Below are 20,630 nucleotides of genomic sequence, written 5' to 3'. Positions count from 1 at the left end.
AGGAGCGCAGGGCCAGACGGATCAGGGATCGCGTTGTTTGAGCGAAGCGCAGCGTAGCGAGTTTAGCGAGACCCCGGCTGGACCGAGCACCGCAGGTTGCCCGTAGCGCAGCGGAGGGACGCAGCAACCAGGGTCGCCTTTTCTTTTGCTTACTTTTCTTTTGGCGAAGCAAAAGAAAAGTGAGTTGCCGCCGGGCAACCCCCGGCCAACCGCCCTCAGCAAAGAGCATAGAGGGAGCGCGCCCGCCGGCGCAAGACCCGGCTATTCCTCGCCGGTCTTGCCGGCTTCAGCCGCCGCAGCAGCCAGCGCATCGGCCGCGGCAGCGCCGCCACCGAAGCCACCACCTCCGCCACCTCCCGACGAACCACCCAGCCCAGCAACAGCCTGCAAGGCCGCGTCATACGAACTGACCAACCCGGCATTGCCCACCGCCGCCGTGCTGGCGTTAGACGTGGTGATGCTGAGCGCGCCATCGACAAAGCCCAGCGCGTAGTTGCCCGAGATGGAGCTCAGCCCGCCCGGCGTGATCAGGTAGTTGCCCGCCGCGACAGCGCCCTGCGAGGAGCCGCCGTAGGCCAGCGCGCCGCCTATGTCGGCCGACGAGTCGCCCGCCACAAAACCGTTGTAGCTCACGCCATTGCCGCCGCCGTAGGCCGAGCCGTCATACAGCTTGGTGTCGCCATTGGCCGTCACCGTCAGCGCCTTGGGGCTAATGCTGGCCGTTGTCGTTGTGGTGCTGTTCAACAGGTTGTAGTTGCCGGCGTCGGTGCCGCCCAGGGCTATACCGTTCACGCCGACAGCCTTGCCGGTGCCGGCATTCCGGTCGGCAAAAGAGGCGCTGCCCGTGATGCCGACGACATCGCCGGCCACGCGGTTGTCGCCGTACGCCACCGTGGCCGCCGTCGTGCCGTCGTAGACCTTGTTCACACCCGTGGCCGTCACCGTCAGGTCGGCCTTGTTGATGGTGCTGGTCGTGTTGTTGGCGTAGGTGACGGCGTAGTTGCCGTTGTTGACACCGTCACCCACCGTCACGCCGCTGGTCGTCACCGTCTTGTTGCCCGTTCCCGCGTTTTTGTCGGTAAAGGCGAAGGTGCCGCCCGTCAGGCTGTCGCCGCTGAACAGCGTGCCCGCCGTGACCATGGCCGCACCCGCCGCCGACAAGTTGCCGTCATAGGTCTTGGTGACGTTGCTGCTGCCCACCGTGAGGCTGGCCTGGGTGATGCCGGCCTGCTGCACCCCGCCGGTGAAGGTGTAGTTGCTGGCCAGCCCGCTGCCGTCGGTCAGGCTCAGGCCGGTGACGGTCAGCGTCTTGTTGGCGCCCACATTTTTGTCGGCCATGGCGGCCGTACCCGTGAGGCCCAGGGTCTCGCTGCCCACCAGCGGGCCGAGATTGAGCACGCCGGCCGCCACGTTGGCCGTTCCGTCATACGTGCGTGTACCCGACAGGCTCACGGCGAAGGGGTTGATGGTGCTGGTGGTGTTGTCGGCGTAGGTGATCGCGTAGTTGCCGTTGTTCACACCGTCGCCGACCGTCACGCCGCTGGTTTGCACCGTCTTGTTGCCCGTTCCGGCATTCTTGTCGGTAAAGACGAAGCTGCCGCCCGTCAGGCTGTCGCCGCCAAACAGCGTACCAGCCGCCACCGTGGCCGTGCCGGCGGCACCCGTCGTGCCGTCATAGGTCTTGGTGACGTTGCTGGTGGTCAGTGTCAGGTTGGCCTGGTTGATGGTGCTGCTGGTGTTGTCCACATAGGTGACGTTGTAGTTGGCGTTGTTGACGCCGTCACCCACCGTCACGCCGCTGGTCGTCACCGTCTTGTTGCCCGTGCCGGTGTTCTTGTCGGTGAAGGAAAAGCTGCCGCCTGTAGTGTTGTCACCCGCGAACACCGTGCCCGTCGTCACTACCACCGTACCGGCCGCCGAGAGGCCGCCGTCATAGGTTTTGATGACGTCGGAGGTCGACAGGCTCAGGTTGGCTTTGTTGATGGTGCTGGTGGTGTCGTCCACATAGGTGATGTTGTAGTTGCCGGTCATGTCGGCATTGCCTGCGTCCCTGATGGTCACGCCGCTGGCACGCACTGCCTTGTTGCCGCTGCCGGCGTTCTTGTCCAGGAAGGTCTGGCTGCCGCCGGAGTTGACCAGATCACCGCCGCCCGCGCCGGCCAGCGCGGCAACGGTACCCGTACCCGCAGCGCTCAGGGTGCCGTCATAGGTCTTGGTCACGCCCGTGGCGGTGACCGTCAGGTCGGCCTTGTTGATGGTGCTGGTGGTGTTGTCGACGTAGGCAATGTTGTAGTTGCCGGTGACGTCGGCATTGCCGCTGTCCTTGATGGTCAGGCCGCTGGCTTGCACGGTCTTGTTGCCTATGCCGAAGTTCTTGTCGGTAAAGGCCTGCGTGGCGGCGGCGTTGACGACTTCGCCAGCGCCTGCGCCCGCCAGCGTGCCGACAGAGCCCGTGCCCGTGGCGCTGGTCGTGCCGTCATAGGTCTTGGTCACGCCGGTAGCGGTGACCGTCAGGTTGGCTCTGTTGATGGTGCTGGTCGTGTTATCGGCGTAGCTGACGTTGTAGTTGGCATTGTTCGCGCCGTCGCCCACCGTCACGCCGCTGGTCGTCACCGTCTTGTTGCCCGTGCCCGCGTTCTTGTCGGTAAAGGCGAAGGTACCGCCCGTGGCGTTGTCGCCCGTGAAGATCGCTCCCGCCGTCACGACTGCTGCGCCTGTCGCACTGGTCGTACCGTCGTAGGTCTTGGTGACGTCGGAGGTCGACAAGGTCAGATTGGCCTTGTTGATGGTGCTGGTGGTGTCGTCCACATAGGCGATGTTGTAGTTGCCGGTGACATCGGCATTGCCTGCGTCCTTGATACTCACGCCGCTGGCGCGCACCGTCTTGTTGCCAATGCCCGCGTTCTTGTCGAGGAAGGCCTGGCTGCCGGCGGCGTTCACGACCTCACCCGCTCCGGCACCGGCCAACGCGGCAACGGTACCCGTGCCTGTGGCGTTGAGCGTTCCGTCATAAGTCTTGGTCACGCTGGTGGCCGTCACCGTCAGGTCGGCCTTGTTGATGGTGCTCGCGGTGTTGTCGACGTAGGCAATGTTGTAGTTGCCCGTCACATCGGCGTTGCCGCTGTCCTTGATCGTCAGGCCGCTGGCCTGGACCGTCTTGTTGCCGATGCCTGCGTTCTTGTCGGTAAAGACTTGCGTGGCGGCCGCATTGACTACCTCGCCCGCAGCCGCGCCGGCCAGTGTGCCGACAGAGCCGGTGCCCGTGGCGCTGGTCGTGCCGTCATAGGTCTTGGTCACACCGGTGGCTGTGACCGTCAGGTTGGCCTTGTTGATGGTGCTGGTGGTGTTGTCCACATAGCTGACGTTGTAGTTGTTGCCGCCATTGCCGTCATTCACCGCCACGCCGGCGGTCGTCACCGTCTTGTTGCCCGTGCCGGCGTTCTTGTCGGTAAAGGCAAAGCTGCCGCCCGAGAGGCTGTCGCCGCTGAACACGGTGCCGCTGGACACCGCTGCGGTACCCGCCGCACCGAGCGTGCCGTCATACGTCTTGGTGACATTGTTGCTGGTCAGCACCAGGTTGGCCTGGTTGATGGTGCTGGTCGTGTTGTCGGCGTAGGTGACGTTGTAGTTGGCGTTGTTCACGCCATCGCCCACCGTCACGCCCGTCGTCGTCACCGTCTTGTTGCCCGTACCTGCGTTCTTGTTGGTGAATGCGAAGGAGCCGCCCGTAGTGTTATCACCTGCGAACACCGTGCCCGCCGTCACCACCACCGCACCTGCCGCACCTAGCGTGCCGTCGTAGGTCTTGGTGACGTCGGAAGTCGACAAGGTCACGTCGGCCTTGTTGATGGTGCTGGCCGTGTTGTCGACGTAAGCAATGTTGTAGTTGCCGGTGACATCCACGTTGCCGCTGTCCTTGATGGTCACGCCGCTGGCGCGCACCGCCTTGTTGCCGATGCCGAAGTTCTTGTCGAGGAAGGCCTGGCTGCCGGCGGCATCCACCACTTCGCCCGCAGCCGCCCCAGCCAGCGCAGCCACGGTGCCCGTGCCAGTGGCTGCCGTCGTGCCGTCGTACGTCTTGGTCACGCCCGTGGCCGTCACTGTCAGGTCAGCCTTGTTGATGGTGCTGGTGGTGTTGTCGACGTAAGTGATGTTGTAGTTGCCGGTGACATCCACATTGCCGCTGTCCTTGATGGTCAGGCCGCTGGCCTGGACCGTCTTGTTGCCGCTGCCCGCGTTCTTGTCGGTAAAGGCCTGTGTGGCGGCGGTGTTGACTGATTCGCCTGCACCGACGCCGGCCAATGTACCGACAGAGCCCGTGCCCGTGGCACTGGTCGTGCCGTCGTAGGTTTTGGTCACACCTGTTGCTGTCACCGTCAGACTGGCCTGGTTGATTGTGCTCGTGGTGTTGTCGGCGTAGGTGACGACGTAGTTGCCGTTGTTCACACCGTCGCCCACCGTGACACCGCTGGTCTGTACCGTCTTGTTGCCGTTGCCGACGTTTTTGTCAGTAAAGGCGAAGCTGCCGCCTGAGAGGCTGTCGCCGCTGAACACGGTGCCACTGGACACCGCTGCCGTACCTGCCGCACCCAGCGTGCCGTCATAGGTCTTGGTGACACTATTCGTAGTCAGCACCAGGCTGGCCTGGTTGATGGTGCTGGTCGTGTCATCCACGTAGGCGATGTTGTAGTTGCCTGTCACATCGGCGTTGCCGCTGTCCTTGATGGTCACGCCGCTGGCACGCACAGCCTTGTTACCCGTGCCCGCGTTCTTGTTGAGGAAAGCTTGAGAACCGAAGGAGTCGACCAGCTCGCCGGCCCCTGCTCCGGCCAAAGTGGCAACGGTGCCCGTGCCGGTTGCGCTGGTTGTGCCGTCGTAGGTCTTGGTCACACCCGTGGCGGTGACCGTCAGGTCGGCCTTGTTGATGGTGCTGGTGGTGTTGTCGACGTAGGCAATGTTGTAGTTGCCCGTCACATCCACATTACCGCTGTCCTTGATGGTCAGGCCGCTGGCTTGCACTGTCTTGTTGCCAATGCCGAAGTTCTTGTCGGTAAAGACCTGCGTGGCGGCGGTGTCAACGACTTCACCGGCACCGGCACCTGCCAGCGTGCCTGCAGAGCCGGTGCCTGTGGCGCTGGTCGTGCCGTCGTAGGTCTTGGTCACACCCGTGGCCGTCACGGTCAGGTTGGCTTTGTTGATGGTGCTCGTGGTGTTGTCCACGTAGCTGATGTTGTAGTTGTTGCCGCTGTTGCCGTCATGGACTGTCACGCCGGCCGCCGTCACCGTCTTGTTGCCACTGCCGGCGTTTTTGTCGGTAAAGGCGAAGGTGCCGCCCGAGACGAGGTCACCTCCCAGCAGCGCTGTGCCGCCCGTGGCCTGGGCGGTGCCGGCGGCCGAGGTGGTGCCGTCATAGGTCTTGGTCACGTCACTGGTGGTCAGCACCAGATTGGCCTGGTTGATGGTGCTGCTCATGTTTTCGGCGTAACTGACGTTGTAGTTGCTGTTGTTCACGCCGTCACCCACCGTCACGCCGCTGGTCGTTACGGTCCTGATGCCATTGCCAACATTCCTGTTGGTAAAGGCGAAGGTTCCGCCTGTAGCGCTGTCACCCGCGAATATCGTGCCGCTCGTCACGACCACTGTGCCGTTGGCGGATAAAGTGCCGTCGTAGGTCTTGGTGACGTCGGAGGTCGACAAGGTCAGGTCGGCCTTGTTGATGGTGCCGGCAGTGTTGTCGACATAGGCGATGTTGTAGTTGCCGGTGACATCCACGTTGCCGCTGTCCTTGATGGTCACGCCGCTGGCGCGCACCGCCTTGTTGCCGATGCCGAAGTTCTTGTCGAGGAAGGCCTGGCTGCCGGCGGCGTCCACCACTTCACCGGCCGCAGCACCGGCCAAAGCGGCCACGGTACCCGTGCCGGTGGCTGCGGTCGTACCGTCGTAGGTTTTGGTCACGGCATTGGCCGTCACGGTCAGGTCGGCCTTGTTGATGGTGCTGCTGGTGTTGTCAACGTAGGCAATGTTGTAGTTGCCGGTCACATCGGCGTTGCCGCTGTCCTTGATGGTCAGGCCGCTGGCCTGGACCGTCTTGTTGCCGCTGCCCGCGTTCTTGTCGGTAAAGGCCTGGGTGGCGGCGGTGTTGACCACTTCACCGGCCGCTGCGCCGGCCAGTGCGCCGACAGAGCCGGTGCCTGTCGCGCTGATCGTGCCGTCGTAGGTCTTGGTCACGCTCGTGGCCGTGACCGTCAGGTTGGCCTTGTTGATGGTGCTGGTGCTGTTGTCCGCATACGTGACGTCGTAGTTGGCGTTGTTGACACCATCGCCCACCGTCACGCCGCTGGTCGTCACCGTCTTGTTGCCCGTTCCGGCATTCTTGTCGGTAAAGGCGAAGCTGCCGCCGGTAGTGTTGTCGCCCGAGAATACCGTGCCTGCCGTGACCACCACTGTGCCTGCTGCGCCCGTCGTGCCGTCGTAGGGTTTGGTGACATCGGAGGTCGACAAGGTCAGGTTGGCCTTGTTGATGGTGCTCGTGGTGTCATCCACGTAGGCGATGTTGTAGTTGCCTGTCACATCGGCGTTGCCGCTGTCCTTGATGGTCACGCCGCTGGCACGCACAGCCTTGTTACCCGTGCCCGCGTTCTTGTCGAGGAAGGCCTGGCTGCCGACAGCATCGACCACTTCGCCCGCAGCCGCACCGGCCAGCGCGGCAACAGTGCCTGTGCCCGTGGCGCTGGTGGTGCCGTCATAGGTCTTGGTCACACCGGTCGCCGTGACCGTCAGGCTGGCTTTGTTGATGGTGCTGGTGGTGTTGTCGACGTAGCTGACGTTGTAGTTGTTGCCGCCATTGCCGTCATTGACCGTCACGCCGGTGGTGGTCACCGTCTTGTTGCCGGTGCCGGAATTCTTGTCGGTAAAGGAAAAGCTGCCGCCGCTGCCGGTGTCGCCGCCCAGCAGCGAAGTACCGGCCGCGGCCACCGCCGTACCGGCGGCCGAGAGCGTGCCGTCATAGGTCTTGGTGACGTTGCTCGTGCTCAGCGTCAGGTCGGCTTTGGCGATGTCCAGGCCACCGCCGATGATGTCGTAGCCCTGTTGGTTCGAGTAATAGCCTGTGTTGTAGCTGCCCGCATTGCGCGCGCTGGCGGCGCTGCCCGACACCCCGGCGACGGCCGTTGCAGCACCCGCCTGCGTGCCGCCGTTGTAGGTGACGCTGGTGTTGACCAGGTTCAATGCGGCCAGGAATCCACGCAGCAGCGGGCCGGTTTGGCCTTCGTAAATGCGCCAGGTGGTGCCGTCACCACCCACGTTGCTGGCACTCCAGCCCGCACCGGTGAAAGTGGAGGCCTGCATCATCTCGGCCGTGGTCTTGCCTGTGCCACCTGCGCTGGTGGATTGGCCGGATGTGTCTGTGTTCCAGAAGCTGTCGGCGATGCCGGCTTGGTTGACCCCCACCAGTCCGCCGAAGGAGTAGCTGCCCGTCACCGCCCCAGTAGCGTAGCTATTAGTGATGCTGCCGCCGGCGTTCCACCCCACCAGCCCGCCGTTGAAGCCGATGGCCGCCACCGCCCCTGTGGCGTAGCTATTAGTGATGTTGCCGTAGTTGGTCCCCGCCAGCCCGCCGACGCCGTAATCGCCCGTCACCACCCCAGCGGCGTAGCTGTTGCTGATGCTGCCGAGGTTCTCCCCCACCAGCCCGCCGGAGGAGTCGGGGCCGCCCGTCACCACCCCAGTGGCGTAGCTATTGCTGATCCAGCCATTGTTGCGCCCCACCAATCCGCCGACGTGGCTGCTGCCGGCCACACTTGCGCCTGTCAGCCCAACATTGGCCACAGTACGGGAGGCACCCAGCGTCCCAAACAGCCCCACCCAGTCTTCTGCGGGCCGGTTGATGGTGAGATTGCTGATGGTGTGGCTCTGGCCATCAAAGCTGCCAGAGAATGGGTCGCTGTTGTATCCAATCGGCTTGAACCCCGCGCCTGCGTTCCAGCCCGCTGTGCCGTTGGCATCCACGTTGTTGGCCAGCACGTAGTTCTTGTCCAGCATGCCCGCGCTGCCCGCGCCCTGCAGGCCATATACGTCGCTCAGCTGGTAGGCATTGCCGGCGCTACCGTCGCCGCCGAGTGCGCGCACGAAGGTGCCGCCGCTGATGCGGAAGTCAGTGGCGCTGAAGGTGGGCAGGCTGCCGGCCACCTGGTTCCAGGTGCCCGTTTGCAAGTCAAACGTGCCGACATTGACGCTGCCTGCATTGGTGATGCCTGCGCCTGCATTGAAGTTGGCAGTACCTGCCGCACCGCTGCTGAGGTTTTTGCTGTTCAGGTCGATGGTGCCGACAGCATTGATATTGAGTGTGCCGTTAGTCCAGTTCACATCGCTGGCAAGCTTGATATCCCCCACGGCGCTGCCGGGGGTGGCAATGGTGCGGCTAGCTACCACCAGGTCATAGCCCTGCTGGCCGCTGTAGTACCCGCCACTGGGGCCGGTGCTATTGAGGCTGGCGCTGTAGCTGCCTGCGCTGCCATTGCTGCTGATGTTGAGTGCGGTGGCGTTACTGCTGCCTAGCACCAATGCCGCATTGGCAATTGCATTGGTGTTGTTGACCAGGACTGTGCTCGAGGATGCGTTGCCCAGCACCGCATCAGAGCCGTCATAAGCAGGCAGCACGGTGGCGGCGGTTAAAAAGCTGCGCAGCAGCGGGCCGGTCTGGCCCTCATAAATACGCCAGATGGTGCCGTCGCCGCCCACGTTGCTGGCGTTCCAGCCGGCATTGGTAAAAGTGCTGGACTGCTGCATCTCCGCCGTGGTCTTGCCTGTGCCGCCTGCACTGGTGGCCCGGCCGGACGTTTCTGTGTTCCAGAAGCTGCTGGTGACGACACCGTCGTTGTTCCCCACCAGCCCGCCGGTGTTGTTGATGCCCGTCGCAGCTCCGGTGGCGTAGCTGCTGCTGATGCTGCTGCCGCCGTCGTTGTACCCCACCAGCCCGCCGGTGTTGTTGCTGCCCGTCACCGTTCCTGTGGCGTAGCTGTTGCTGATGGAGCCGAAATTGTTGTACCCCACCAACCCGCCGGTGTAGTTGCTGCCCGTCACCGCTGCATTGGCATAGCTGTTGCTGATGCTGCCGGAGTTGTTGATCCCCACGAGTGCGCCGGTGATCAGGTTGCCCGTCACCGTTCCTGTGGCATAGCTGTTGCTGATGCTGCCGGAGTGGTTGATCCCCACGAGTGCGCCAACGTAGTTGTTGCCGCTGACACTCCCCCCCACCAGCCCCACATTGGCCACCGTGCCGGTGCTGCCTGTAACACCAAAAAGTCCCACGTAGTCTTCTGTGGGCCGGTTGATGATGAGGTTGCTGATGGCATGGCCCTGGCCATCGAAACTGCCGGTGAAATTGCCCGGGTCGGTGCCGATCGGCTTGAACCCCGCACTGGCATTCCAGGCCGCCGTGCCGCTGGCATCAACGTTGCTGGCCAGCACATAACTCTTGCCCAGCATGCCCGCGCTGCCCGCACCCTGCAGGCCGTACACATCGCTCAGCTGATAGGCGTTGCCCGCGCTGCCGTCCCCGCCGAGTGCGCGCACAAAGGTGCCGCCGTTGATGCGGAAGTCAGTGGCGCTGAAACCCGGCAAAGCGCCGGTCTGGCTCCAGTAACCATTGACGAGGGTGAACGTGCCGACATTGACAGCCGCCGGTGCGCTGATGTTGCCGGCGGCGTTGAGACTCAGGCCGCCAGTGTTGGCGGTAATGGCGTTGTTCAGGGCAATATTGCGCTCGGCCGTCAAGGTCAACGTGTTGGCGCTGCTCCAGCTCACATCCTCGTTGACGAAGATATCGCCGTTGCCGCCAGCCGTACCCATGGCGGCGGTCTGGATTTCGAAGTTGGTGGTGGCCAGGTTGGCGGAGACGGTTGCCGCGTCCATGTCACCCCCGCTGGCCGCGATCGTGAAGTCATTGGGATCGATCAGCCATTTGCCGGTGTGGCCGTTGGGAGCGCTTGTGGAGACACGTGTTCCCGAAGCCACCTTCACATGCGCCGCGCTGGTCTCGATGAAGCCGCCGTCGCCGCCATTCGGAGCACTCGCATCCAGCGTGCCGCCCACATTGACGGTACCGGTTTCCATGTCGCCGATCAGCAGGATGCGCCCGGCTTTGTTCTGGAAGGTTTTCGCCTCGATGATGCCGGTGTTGTTCACGGCTGCCGTAGTCACGCTGTCCAGCGCTTTCGCGCCCAGCAGCACCTGCCCGCCATCCGCCTTGATCAGTTGCCTGTTCTCCGCCAGCGCATTGATAGCGCCCTGGTCGATGCTGTAACCCAGCAGGCTGCCGTTGTCGATAGTGAGCGTGACCTTATTGCCGGCCGCCAGCAAGGCCGTGCCCAGCGTGGCGCCAATCACGCCTTCATTGCGCACTTCGGGGGCCAGCAGCGCGATATAGCCGCCATTGGCCGCCGTCAGCGTGCCCTGGTTGACGACGGAGCCGGAGCCGCCCGAGCCCGTGAACACATGGTTGCCGGCCATGAAGTCGGCATTGCTCATGGAAAGCGTTGAGGCCACCAGGCCGCCGACGTTGACCTGCGAACCTGCGCCGAACAGCACGCCGTTGGGGTTCAGGATAAACACCTGACCGTTGGCCGTGAGGCTGCCCAGCAGTTCGCTGGGGCTGCTGCCCGTGATGCGGTTCAGCGCGATGGCCGCCGCGTTGGGCTGGTTGAACCGCAGCGCCTCGTTGGCCGCGGTGGACAAGCTGGTCCAGTCAATCGCCAGGCGCTGGCTGGACTGGTGGATGGTGGTGGTATTGCCGAGTGTGGAGACACTGCCCGAGCCCGCGCTCACGGCGGCATTGGCCGCATCGGCCGCATGCGCTTCATGCGTGAGCACCACCAGCGACGCCAACAGCACCAACGCCGCGCGGCAGGCGCTGTTGAGCCTGAAACCTGAACCGCCGCCCCCCCCTCCTTCAGCCGCATCGGCCAGAGCCGGGTCAAACAACACGCTGCCGCGCACAGAGCCGCCCTTGCTTCTGCCCTTGGCGTTTTCCGCCACGGCCACCCACAGGCTCAGTGCGGCATTCCAGACAAGACGGTAGATACGGTTCATGCTGGCGTGGCTTTTCATGGCAATGGCTTTCCGAAAAAATGGGACAAAGGCAGGTGCTGTGCACAGGCCTGCACGAAGACATGCGCCGCGCGCGCACCTGTGACAAAACGTGCAAATCGTAAAAGTCCGCCGGCCGCCTGTATGTCCCTATTTCTGGGGACGCGGCGGCACCGATCATGGTGAAAATTTCCCTTGCGGGCCGCGCACTTGCGGCGCCGAAGCGGCGTGTTCGTCGGGCGGCTGAAAGCAGGAGGATTCGCTTGCATGCGGGCGATTTTCTGTAACCGGATTCAGCCCGGCAATACTGCCGATGCAGTAGTTGCGCAAGACCCGGCCCTCCGGCGTGTCCCCAGTTTTGGGGACACGCCGGAGGGCTAGGTCTTGCCAGGTCTTGCTCCGGCTTGCGCGCACTCGCCCTCTGCTGAGGGTTGCTGGCCGGGGGTTGCCCGGCGGCAACTCACTTTTCTTTTGCTTCGCCAAAAGAAAAGTAAGCAAAAGAAAAGGCGACCCTGGTTGCTGCGTCCCTCCGCTTCGCTGCGGGCAACCTGCGGTGCTCGGTTCAGGCGGGGTCTCGCTAAACTCGCTACGCTGCGCTTCGCTCAAACAACGCGATCCCTGATCCGCCTGAACCTGCGCTCCTCGGCGCATCCACAAGGGGTGGGGACAAGGAATACCAAACAGCCGAAGACAAAACCCCGAATACAGAAAGCAACAAGGACACGCCATGGCGTGTCCTTGTTTGTATTGGAGTTCGGTATTTCGGACTTCCCCGTCCTGGCTGGGCCGAGGAGCGCAGAGACAAGCGGATCAGGGCCGGCGTTGTCTGAGCGAAGCGAGTTTAGCCGGACCCCGCTTGGCTCGAGCACCGCAGGTTGCCCCGTAGCGCAGCGTAGGGGACCCAGACTGCGGGTCGCCTTTTCTTTGGTGACTTTCTTTTGGCGAAGCAAAAGAAAGTTACTTGCCGCCGGGCAACCCCCGGCCAGCAACCCTTAAAAGAGGGCGAAGAAGGAGCAGAGGTAGAGAGGGAGAGCACACCACTGTTAAGCACTCAACCCGGTCTGTAGTAGCCACGCTGCACAGCATAAGCGGTGATCTCGGCCGCGTTGCGCAGCGAGAATTTATCCATCAGGTTTTGCCGGTGGGTGCGCACCGTGAGCACGCTGATGGCCAGCAGCTTCGCGATCTCTCGGTTGCTCAGGCCGCGCGCCACCAACGACATGATCTCGCGTTCGCGCGGCGTGGCCGCCAGCGTGTCGCCGGCCGTGTCCATGCGCAGGGAGCGCGGCAAAAAGACCGCCGCGATGCTGCGGCTGACGTACTGGCGTCCGGCCAGCACCATCTGCATCGCGCGCAGCAGCTCGGCGCCGTCTTCGCTTTTGTGGGCATAGCCGTCGGCGTCCGCCAGCAGCGCCCGCCTGAGGGCGCCGGGCTGCAGCTCGCCGGTCAGCAGCAACACCTTGACGGCCCCGCCTAAACCGGCCTTGATGGCGGAGACGATGTCCAGGTCCTGGGCGTCCAGGCTCAGGTCCAGCAGCACCAGCTGGGGCTGGAGCCGGCCCGCCAGCGGCACCACGGCCACGGCATCGCCGGCCTCCGCCACGACTTCAAAGCCGGCCTGGCCGGACAAGAGCATCCTGAGGCCGTCGCGCATCAGCGCATCGCCTCCGGCAAGCAGGACAGTGGTGGGGCGGCAGTTCAATCCAGCGTCTCCAAGCCAGGGGCAACAAGGACACGGCCCGGCGCCGGGCTTGGTGCTTGCCCTACTGTGGCAAAAGGCCGGTGAGCTGTCTGTCCCCAGTTCTGGTGACACCGCAGCAAGGCGGCGCGCCGGTCACCGTCGGCGTGCCCCGCGTGACGGCATGCGTGGGGCCGGTTGTGGCTGAGCCTGTGGGCACCGGCGAATCTTCGGCGGCCGGCACCGGGCTGACCTTGCGCCTGCCGGAAAAACGCCCCGCCGCGGCCTGACCCGCCGGCTGCAACAAAAGCGTTAACGCGGCCGCCTGTCGCTGCGCTGTTGTCCGTCTTTCTGGCGACAAGGCCGGAATCGCGCAGCGTCCGGCAGCACGGGCTGTCCCTAGATATAGGGACAAGCGCCGGCCCGCCCTTGAAGCACAATGGCATATTTCCGGCCGTCCGCGCCCCATCCTGCGGGCGGGATGCCAGGCATGCACAAGGCATGCGCCAATGCAGGAACCGACATGCAGCCCAGCCCAAGCCCGTCTCCTATCCATGTGGCGCTCGTGGAAGACGACGTTCATTTCCAGAACGCCATCGTCACCGCCATCGCGGCCTCGCCCGACATACGCCTGATGAGCCTGGCCAGCACGCGCGCGCAGGGCCTGCAGTCGCTGCAAGGCGCGCCGGCCGATGTGCTGCTGGTGGACCTGGGGCTGCCCGACGGCTCGGGCATCGACGTGATACGCGCGGCGCATGCGCAATGGCCGACCTGCGCCGTGATGGTGTGCACGGCTTTCGGCGACGAGGCGCATGTGCTGCAGTCCATCGAAGCCGGCGCCTCGGGCTATTTGCTCAAGGACAGCGAGCCCGAGAACATGCTCCATGAAATCCGCAGCCTGCACGGCGGCGGCAGCCCCATCAGCCCGTTGATCGCGCGGCAGATCCTGATGCGCTTTCGCGCCGCGTCACCGGTGGCACTGTCCACAGCACCCGCCGTGGCACCGGCGCCCGCCGCCGGCGACCAAGCCGCGTTGTCCAGCCGCGAAAAAGAAGTGCTGGAGCTGATCACCAAAGGCTTTACCGCCGACGAGATCGCCCGGCTGATGCAGGTGTCGCAGCACACGGTGCAGACCTATGTGCGGCGCATTTACAGCAAGCTCAACGTGAACTCCCGGGCCGAAGCGATTTATGAAGCCAGGCACCAGGGCATTCTGGCGGCCTGAGGTGCTGAAAGTCCTGGTGCGCTCGCTGCTGCTGGGTGCCTGGCTGCTGGCCTGCGGCCCCGGGGCATGGGCCGCGGACGCGCTGGTGCACTACACCAGCGCCGAGATGCTGCGCGAAGAGGCGGTCGGCTTCAGGCCCCTGGCGGCCGTGGCGGACGAAACCGCCTTGCCGGGACGCTGGAGCAAGGTAACACTGCCGCTTGTCATTCCAAAACCTGCGGCCTCAGGCGGCGGCAAGCCGCCCGTCACCACGACCTGGCTGCGCATACGCCTGGACGAACTGCAGGGCCGGCCCACACCCACACACTTCTACCTGATCCGCTGGCTCGCGGCCGGCCAGATCGCGGTGTATGCCGACGGCCGGCTGCGCTACCGTTCCACCGGCAGCCCGGTCTGGAACCTCTTTAACCACCCCGCGCTGCTGTTGCCGCTGAACCTCACCGCCGACAGCCCGCCGCCGCGCACCCTCTTGATACGGCTGGACAGCCTGCCTTCGCCCGAGGCCGCGATCTCGTCCTTCTACGCGGGCGATTCCGACAGCCTGATCGAGATGGCCGGCAAGCGGGACTGGCTGGCTTACCAGTTGCCCTTTATGTGCAGCGCGGCTTTCCTGGCGGTCGGGCTGTTCTCGCTGGCCGTTTGGGTGGTGCGACGCCAGCCCGCCAGCCTCTACCTGTTTGCGATTGCCCTGCTGAGCGCGACACGGCGCTGGCATTTCCAGTTGGGTCCCGAAAAGCTGATCGTCAGCGACGCCTGGTTTATCTGGCTCACCCTCAGTGCCCTGATGTGGCAGTCGCTGATCACGCACTACTTCCTGCAGTTCCTGCACGGCCGTGTCATGCCCTGGCTGAGCCGGGTGATGCTGGGGATGGCGGTGGCTTTCTCCGTCGTCACGCTGCCCTTCGCCGCGGTCGTTCCCAGCCTTCTGGCGCTGCGGCCCTATGCCCACTTGCTGCTGATTGCCACGGGCACGGTGGTACTGGTGATGGGGCTCTGGCATTCATGGCGCAGCAGATCGCTGGACGCAAAAATGCTGTCGATCGCCTTTTTGCTGAACTATGTGTTTGGCGTTTACGACTGGGCGCGGCTGAAGTACGTGCTGGACCTGGAAAGCTATTACCTGACGCCCTACGCGGCCATGGTGCTGTTCGCCGTGTTTGTCGTGATCATGTTCCGCCAGTACGTGGGCGCCCTGGCCTCGATTGAGCAGCTCAACAGCGGGCTGGAAGAAAGCCTCAAGAACCGCGAAACCGAACTGGCGGCAAGCTACCAGAAATTGCGCGAAGTCGAGCACCGCGAAACGCTGAGCCAGGAGCGCCAGCGGCTCACGCAGGACATGCACGACGGCCTGGGCTCCTCGCTGGTCAGCGCGCTGCGCGTGGTCGAAGGGGGCAGGCTCAGCGAAGCCGACGTGGCCGAAGTCCTCAAGGGCTGTATCGACGACCTCAAGCTGACCATAGACTCCATGGAGCCGGTGGAGGCCGACCTGCTGCTGTTGCTGGCGACCCTGCGCTTTCGCCTGGGCCCGCGGCTGGCGGGCGCCGGCGTGTCGCTGCGCTGGGAGGTGTCCGACGTGCCGCCGCTGGACTGGCTGGACCCGCGCAACGCGCTGCACATCCTGCGCATCCTGCAGGAGGCCTTCACCAACACCCTCAAGCACACCCGCGCCACACAGATCCGGGTGATGACGGGCGCCGAAGACGGCTACGTCAGCGTCATCATCGCCGACAACGGCGGCGGCTTTTCCGTCGACGAGGCCATGGCCGGCGGCGGCAAGGGCCTGGCCAACCAGCAGCGCCGCGCACAGGCCATAGGCGCGGAGATCGTGGTGAGTTCCACGGGCGCGGGCACGGTGCTGACGCTGAGGCTGCCGGAGAAGCGCCAGGGAATTTCCGGCACGGACTGAAGGGTTTTCGCTTGCCGGTGCTTTACACCGCGTCTTCATAATGGCGGGGTTGCAGTCAACACCCGCCACACAAGCCCATAGCCTCCATGAGCCTTTCACGCCGCCTCCCGCAATCCCTTGTCTTACTTGTTCTCCCCGCCCTGCTGTGCTGCGGCCTTGCGCAGGCCCAATCTGCGCGCCCGGCTCCCGCCGCCAAACCTGCCGGCGCCGCGGCCGCCCACCCTCTCGTGGGCACCTGGAGCTGGACCCTGCCCGGTAAGCAATGCACCGAAACCTGGCAATACCGCGCCGACGGCAGGCGGCTTGGCACCAGCGGCGAGGAAGTGACCCAGGGCGATTACCAGGTGTCGGCCAAGCCCACGACGACGGGTTTTTACCCGCTGACCGAAACCGTGACCGGCAGCAACGGCAAGCGCGACTGCTCGGGCGACCTGCATGCGGACGGGGACGAAAGCGTGATCCGCTTCATCCAGTTCAGCCCCAAGCAGGACCAGTTCATCGTCTGCAAGGCCGCCTCGCTGGAGGCCTGCTTCGGGCCGCTGAAGCGGGTGCCGGGCTAGCGCCAGTCGCGCCTTGCGGCGCGGGCGCACGGATCAATACTTGAACTTGGTGCCGCAGCCGAGGACGTGGTTGCGGTTATTCGACATGCACTGGTAGAACAGTTTTTTGTTGCCGGACGCGGACTCGCAGTCGGCCAGCGTCGTTTTCGCGTGGCCTTCACGGAGCTTGCCGGCCACACCCTCAAAGTCGGCCGCCTTGACATAGCCTTGCTGGACATTGCGCTGGCCGGTTTCCAGCATGGTCGTGACCTGTGAGCGCACGTTGTCAACGGCGGTGCCGCAGGACAGCGGCACGGTTTTGGGATCGACCTTCTTGAGCGCGATCTCCATGCCCTGCATCATTTCCTGGGTGTCCTTGGGGATTTTTTTGGTGCCGTCCGCATTGCTGGCGCTACCGGCGGTGCTGGCGCTGCCGGCCTTGGATCCTTGCAGCTTCATTTTTTCGGCATCCTGGCTCAGAGGCTGCTGGGAGCCGTAATGGGTCTTGCCGCTCGAATCCACCCACTTGTAAACAGGTTGCGCCTGGCTGCCGTGCCAGGCCAGCAGCATTGCACCGGCCATCCAGATCACTTTCCACTTGTTCCCCCGCATAGGCATCCCTTGTATGTGTATATGTAAGGCCCGCAACGAGGGGCATAGATGGCTGAAATTGTAGAGGAGGCCCCAGCCCTTTCCGGCCTTGCTCAGTTGCTATCGGAAATCAAGGCATCCAGCACCCCCGGCGCGAAATGTTCGCCAATGTAATCGGCGAGCCCGTCGAACACCGAGTCCAGCGTGGGCGCGGCCGCGCCGAACAGTGCCTGCAGCACGCGCGGGTCTTCAAACATGCCGTGCAGGTACAGTCCCAGCACGTTGCCGGCATGGTTCTGCCAGGCCAGGCCCTCGGGCATCACAGGGTGTGCCAGGTCCCCCGCCGCGGCCATGGCCGAATGCGGGGCCGTCTGGCCGTGGTGGATTTCATAACCCCGCACCGCCACGCCCGACAGGGCGGCCCACAGCCCGCGCAGCGATTCAAACCCGGCCTCGCGGTGCCGCACGGTCTTGGCTTCGTCAAACACGGTGACCACCGGCAGCAGGCCCAGGCCGGGCGCGTTGCCGTCTATGCCGTGCGGGTCTATCAGCGCCTCGCCCAGCATCTGCAGGCCGCCGCAAATACCCAGCACCGCCCCGCCCCGGCCCGCGTGCGCGGCCACGGCCTGGTCCAACCCCTGCGCGCGCAGCCAGGCCAGGTCGCCGCTCGTGTGTTTGGAGCCGGGCAGGATCACCCAGTCGGCGCCCATGAGCTCCGCCGGGCTGCGCACCCACTTGAGGCGCACGCCGGGCACGTTCTTGAGTGGCTGGAACTCGTCGAGGTTGCTGATGCGCGGATAGGCCACCACAGCAACCGTGGTAGTCACCGCGCCCGAAGCCACACTGCGGTCGTCAAATACACCGTCTTCCTCGGGCAGGCCGTGCTGCCACCACATGGGCAAAGTAGCCACCGTGGGAATGCCGGTCATGTCCTGCAGCATCTGCGGGCCGGGCGCCAGCAGTTTGGCGTCGCCGCGGAACTTGTTGAGCACAAAGCCCTTGATGAGCCGGCGCTCGGATTCGTCGAGCATGGCCCAGGTGCCGTAGAGATGGGCGAACGCGCCGCCGCGGTCTATGTCGGTCACCAGCAGGCAGGCGGCCTTGGCGTGCTGCGCCGAGCGCATGTTGACGATGTCGCTGGCCTTGAGGTTGATCTCGGCCGGCGATCCCGCGCCCTCCAGCACCACCACGTCGTTCTCCGCGATCAGTTCGTCAAGCGCCCGCGACACCACGGGCCAGACCGAGGCGCTGCGGCCGCGCCACTCCATGCGCGACAGCTCGGCATTGACTTGCCCCATCAGCACGACCTGGCTTTGGGTGTCTTTTTCGGGCTTGAGCAGCAGCGGATTCATGCGCACGTCGGGCACTGCATTGGCGGCGAGTGCCTGAAAGTATTGGGCACTGCCGATTTCGCCGCCGGCTACGACTCTTGCGTTGTTGCTCATGTTCTGCGCTTTAAATGGCGCGACCTTGAGCCCTTGTCGCGCGTAATAGCGACACAGTGCTGTTGTCAGCCAGCTTTTGCCGGCGCCGCTGGTGGTGCCCAGCACCATCACACTTTTTGCGCTCATGAGGTTTTAAAAAGTTGTTGCCATGCATTGTGCAGCGCATCCTGCACGGCGGGCGGTTGCACGCCCAGGCGCACGTGGCCGGGCAGGCCGAAGGAAGCCGTGTCGCGCAGCTTGAGGCCCTGGGCACGCAGCGCAGCCAGGGCCTGCTGCAAGCTCAGGCCGTCAAGCAAGGCCGGTTGCGCGCAGAAGAAATTGGCTTCGCTGGCCAGGCAGCGCCAGCCCAGCGATTCGCACACCGCGATCTGCCGGGCTTTCCATTCGCGCAAGGTCTCGAGGCTGGCGGCCAGCCAGTCCTGCGCTTCGCGGCCGGTCCAGGCCTGCAGCATGGCTTCACCGTGCGCGCCCACCGGCCAGGAGGGGCAGAGCTGCTCAAGCGCGGCGGCGCTGTCCTCTTGCCCCAGTGGCGCAATCGCATAGGCCGCACGCACGCCGGTCAGGCCCAGCGCCTTGTTGGGCGTCCAGAGCTGCCAGGTGTTGTTGAGTTGTTGCGGCGAAAGCGTGGCCGCAGCACTGAGCCTCAACGGCTCGTAAGCGCGGTCCAGCACGACAAGGGTTTGCGCCTTGCAGCCATCGACCAGCGCTGGCAGGTCAGCCTGCGCCGCACCGAGCGGGCTGGAAGGCTCACAGGCCCAGAGCAGTTGCGCATCTTCGGGTTTTCTGGCCACCGCCAGGCCGTGCGCGCCCGAGGCCTGTGCGTAGTCGCCATAGCTCAGCGGCGGCAGCCACACGGCGCGGGCGCCCTGCCCGGCCACCAGGGCCGTAATGCGAAAGATAAATTCACTAGCACTCGCAGCCAGCAGCACACGCGCGTCGTCCACACCATGAAAAGCCGCCAGCTGCCGGTGCAAGGCCGTGTAGCCGGCGTCGGGATACCGTGTGGCATCGGCCTGCCGGACGGCGGCCAGCGCCGCAGGGCAAGGCCCGCAGGCATTGCTGTTGGTCGAAAAGTCATGCAGCGGCGCGCCCAGGCCATCGGGCCCGCCATGGATGCGTTGTTTCGCGCTCATGCCAACCCCGCCAGCACCGCGGCCAGCAGCAGCGCCGCCATGGCCAGAAGGACCAGCGCAAACACGGCCTTGGCGGCCAGGCCCTGGGCCAGCGCGGTGTCCGCCGCTGCGGGGGGCCGGCCTTCAGGGTTCAGCGTGTAGACGCCGGGCTTGCCCAGCGAAACCCCCAACGCCAGCGCCATGGCGGCCATGGGCCAGCCGCTGTTGGGCGATGGGGTCTTGCGCGCTTCGTGGCGCAAGGCGTGAAACGCCAGGCCGCGTGCCGCCAGCGCGAGCAGCAGCGCGGTGAGGCGCGCCGGTACCCACGACAGCACGTCGTCCGCGCGCGCGGCCCACTTGCCGGCCCATTCCCAATGCTTGCCGCGATAGGTGCCGCGATAACCCCACATGGCGTCGGCAGTGTTGGCGAAGCGGTAAACGGCGGCGCCGGGCAGGCCGAACAGCACAAACCAGAAGATGGGCGCCACTACCGAGTCGTTGAGGTTTTCGGCCAGCGATTCGATCGCGCTTTCGCGCACCTGGCTGGCGCTGAGCTGCGCGGTGTCGCGGCTCACGAGCCAGGACAGGCGCTCTCGCCCGGCTTCCAGCGACTGGCCCAGCGCCAGCTCCACCGCGCCGACCTCTTCGCGCAGCATGCGCCAGGACATCATGCATTTGAGCAGCCAGGCCATCAGCACCACCAGCAGCGCGGTGTCGATGGCGCCCTGCCAGTCCGGCGCCGCGACATAGCCGGCCAGTTGCCAGAACACCAGCGCCTGCACGGCCCAGGCCACGGCGCCCACCAGTGCCGCGCCCAGCCACCAGGCCAGCGCGCCCAGCCAGAATGCCATCGCGGGCGGATAGCGCACCGTCACATCGCCGCAAAGCTTGAGATAGTTGCCCATCCAGACCACCGGATGGACGGGCGAAGGCGGCTCACCCATGTGCCTGTCTATCCACAGCGCCAATCCCAGGGCCAGCGCCAGGCAGCCGGCCGCATACGGCAGGCCGGGTGAAAGGTAAAAAGAGGTCCAGCTCATGGACGGCGG

At 64.8% G+C, this 20,630-nt stretch carries 10 protein-coding genes; 4 read left to right on the top strand and 6 right to left on the bottom strand.

Annotated elements, in window-relative coordinates; translation table 11 throughout:
- Positions 1–261 precede the first annotated feature (261 nt).
- Both ACSQ27_RS04090 and ACSQ27_RS04085 read right to left on the bottom strand, forming a co-directional pair.
- Positions 262–11,106, bottom strand: coding sequence for a YDG domain-containing protein (locus ACSQ27_RS04090; RefSeq protein WP_436154193.1), 10,845 nt, complete (start codon positions 11,104–11,106; stop codon positions 262–264).
- Positions 11,107–12,136: 1,030 nt separating this feature from the next.
- Positions 12,137–12,787: a LuxR C-terminal-related transcriptional regulator gene (locus ACSQ27_RS04085; RefSeq protein WP_436154192.1), complete on the bottom strand. Its 651-nt coding sequence runs from the start codon at positions 12,785–12,787 to the stop codon at positions 12,137–12,139.
- A 104-nt stretch (positions 12,788–12,891) separates the two neighbouring features.
- On the opposite strand from ACSQ27_RS04085, the gene ACSQ27_RS04080 reads away from it, so the two are divergent.
- The 4 genes from ACSQ27_RS04080 (at position 12,892) to ACSQ27_RS04065 (ending at position 16,454) form a co-directional block, all read left to right on the top strand.
- Positions 12,892–13,053, top strand: a complete 162-nt coding sequence (locus ACSQ27_RS04080) for a hypothetical protein (protein WP_436154191.1) — start codon at positions 12,892–12,894, stop codon at positions 13,051–13,053.
- Positions 13,054–13,286: 233 nt separating this feature from the next.
- A complete protein-coding gene (locus tag ACSQ27_RS04075) occupies positions 13,287–13,988 on the top strand; it encodes a response regulator (protein WP_436154190.1) in 702 nt (233 codons plus the stop codon).
- Positions 13,954–15,894, top strand: coding sequence for a sensor histidine kinase (locus ACSQ27_RS04070; protein WP_436154189.1), 1,941 nt, complete (start codon positions 13,954–13,956; stop codon positions 15,892–15,894). Before ACSQ27_RS04075 ends, ACSQ27_RS04070 begins: the two co-directional genes overlap by 35 nt.
- An 86-nt stretch (positions 15,895–15,980) precedes the next feature.
- On the top strand, positions 15,981–16,454 hold the full coding sequence (locus tag ACSQ27_RS04065) for a hypothetical protein (protein ID WP_436154188.1): 474 nt from the start codon (positions 15,981–15,983) through the stop codon (positions 16,452–16,454).
- Between the two features lie 33 nt (positions 16,455–16,487).
- On the opposite strand, the gene ACSQ27_RS04060 is transcribed toward ACSQ27_RS04065, so the two are convergent.
- From ACSQ27_RS04060 to cbiB, 4 genes are all read right to left on the bottom strand, one after another.
- The gene (locus ACSQ27_RS04060; RefSeq protein WP_436154187.1) at positions 16,488–17,045 is read right to left on the bottom strand and encodes a DUF4124 domain-containing protein; all 558 of its coding nucleotides are present in this window, start codon (positions 17,043–17,045) and stop codon (positions 16,488–16,490) included.
- Positions 17,046–17,137: 92 nt separating this feature from the next.
- Positions 17,138–18,595, bottom strand: a complete 1,458-nt coding sequence (locus ACSQ27_RS04055; RefSeq protein WP_436154186.1) for a cobyric acid synthase — start codon at positions 18,593–18,595, stop codon at positions 17,138–17,140.
- Positions 18,592–19,602 (bottom strand): aminotransferase class I/II-fold pyridoxal phosphate-dependent enzyme, encoded by a 1,011-nt coding sequence (locus ACSQ27_RS04050; RefSeq protein WP_436154185.1) that lies wholly within the window; start codon positions 19,600–19,602, stop codon positions 18,592–18,594. The genes ACSQ27_RS04055 and ACSQ27_RS04050 overlap by 4 nt, the downstream gene beginning before the upstream one ends.
- Positions 19,599–20,621 (bottom strand): adenosylcobinamide-phosphate synthase CbiB, encoded by a 1,023-nt coding sequence (gene cbiB, locus ACSQ27_RS04045; RefSeq protein WP_436154184.1) that lies wholly within the window; start codon positions 20,619–20,621, stop codon positions 19,599–19,601. The genes ACSQ27_RS04050 and cbiB overlap by 4 nt, the downstream gene beginning before the upstream one ends.
- Between the last annotated feature and the right edge of the window lie 9 nt (positions 20,622–20,630).

Source organism: Polaromonas sp. LjRoot131 (assembly GCF_964252805.1).
Taxonomy (GTDB): Bacteria; Pseudomonadota; Gammaproteobacteria; order Burkholderiales; family Burkholderiaceae_C; genus Polaromonas.
Note: the sequence above shows the minus strand (reverse complement) of the source record. Positions and strands in the feature narration are given on the sequence as shown.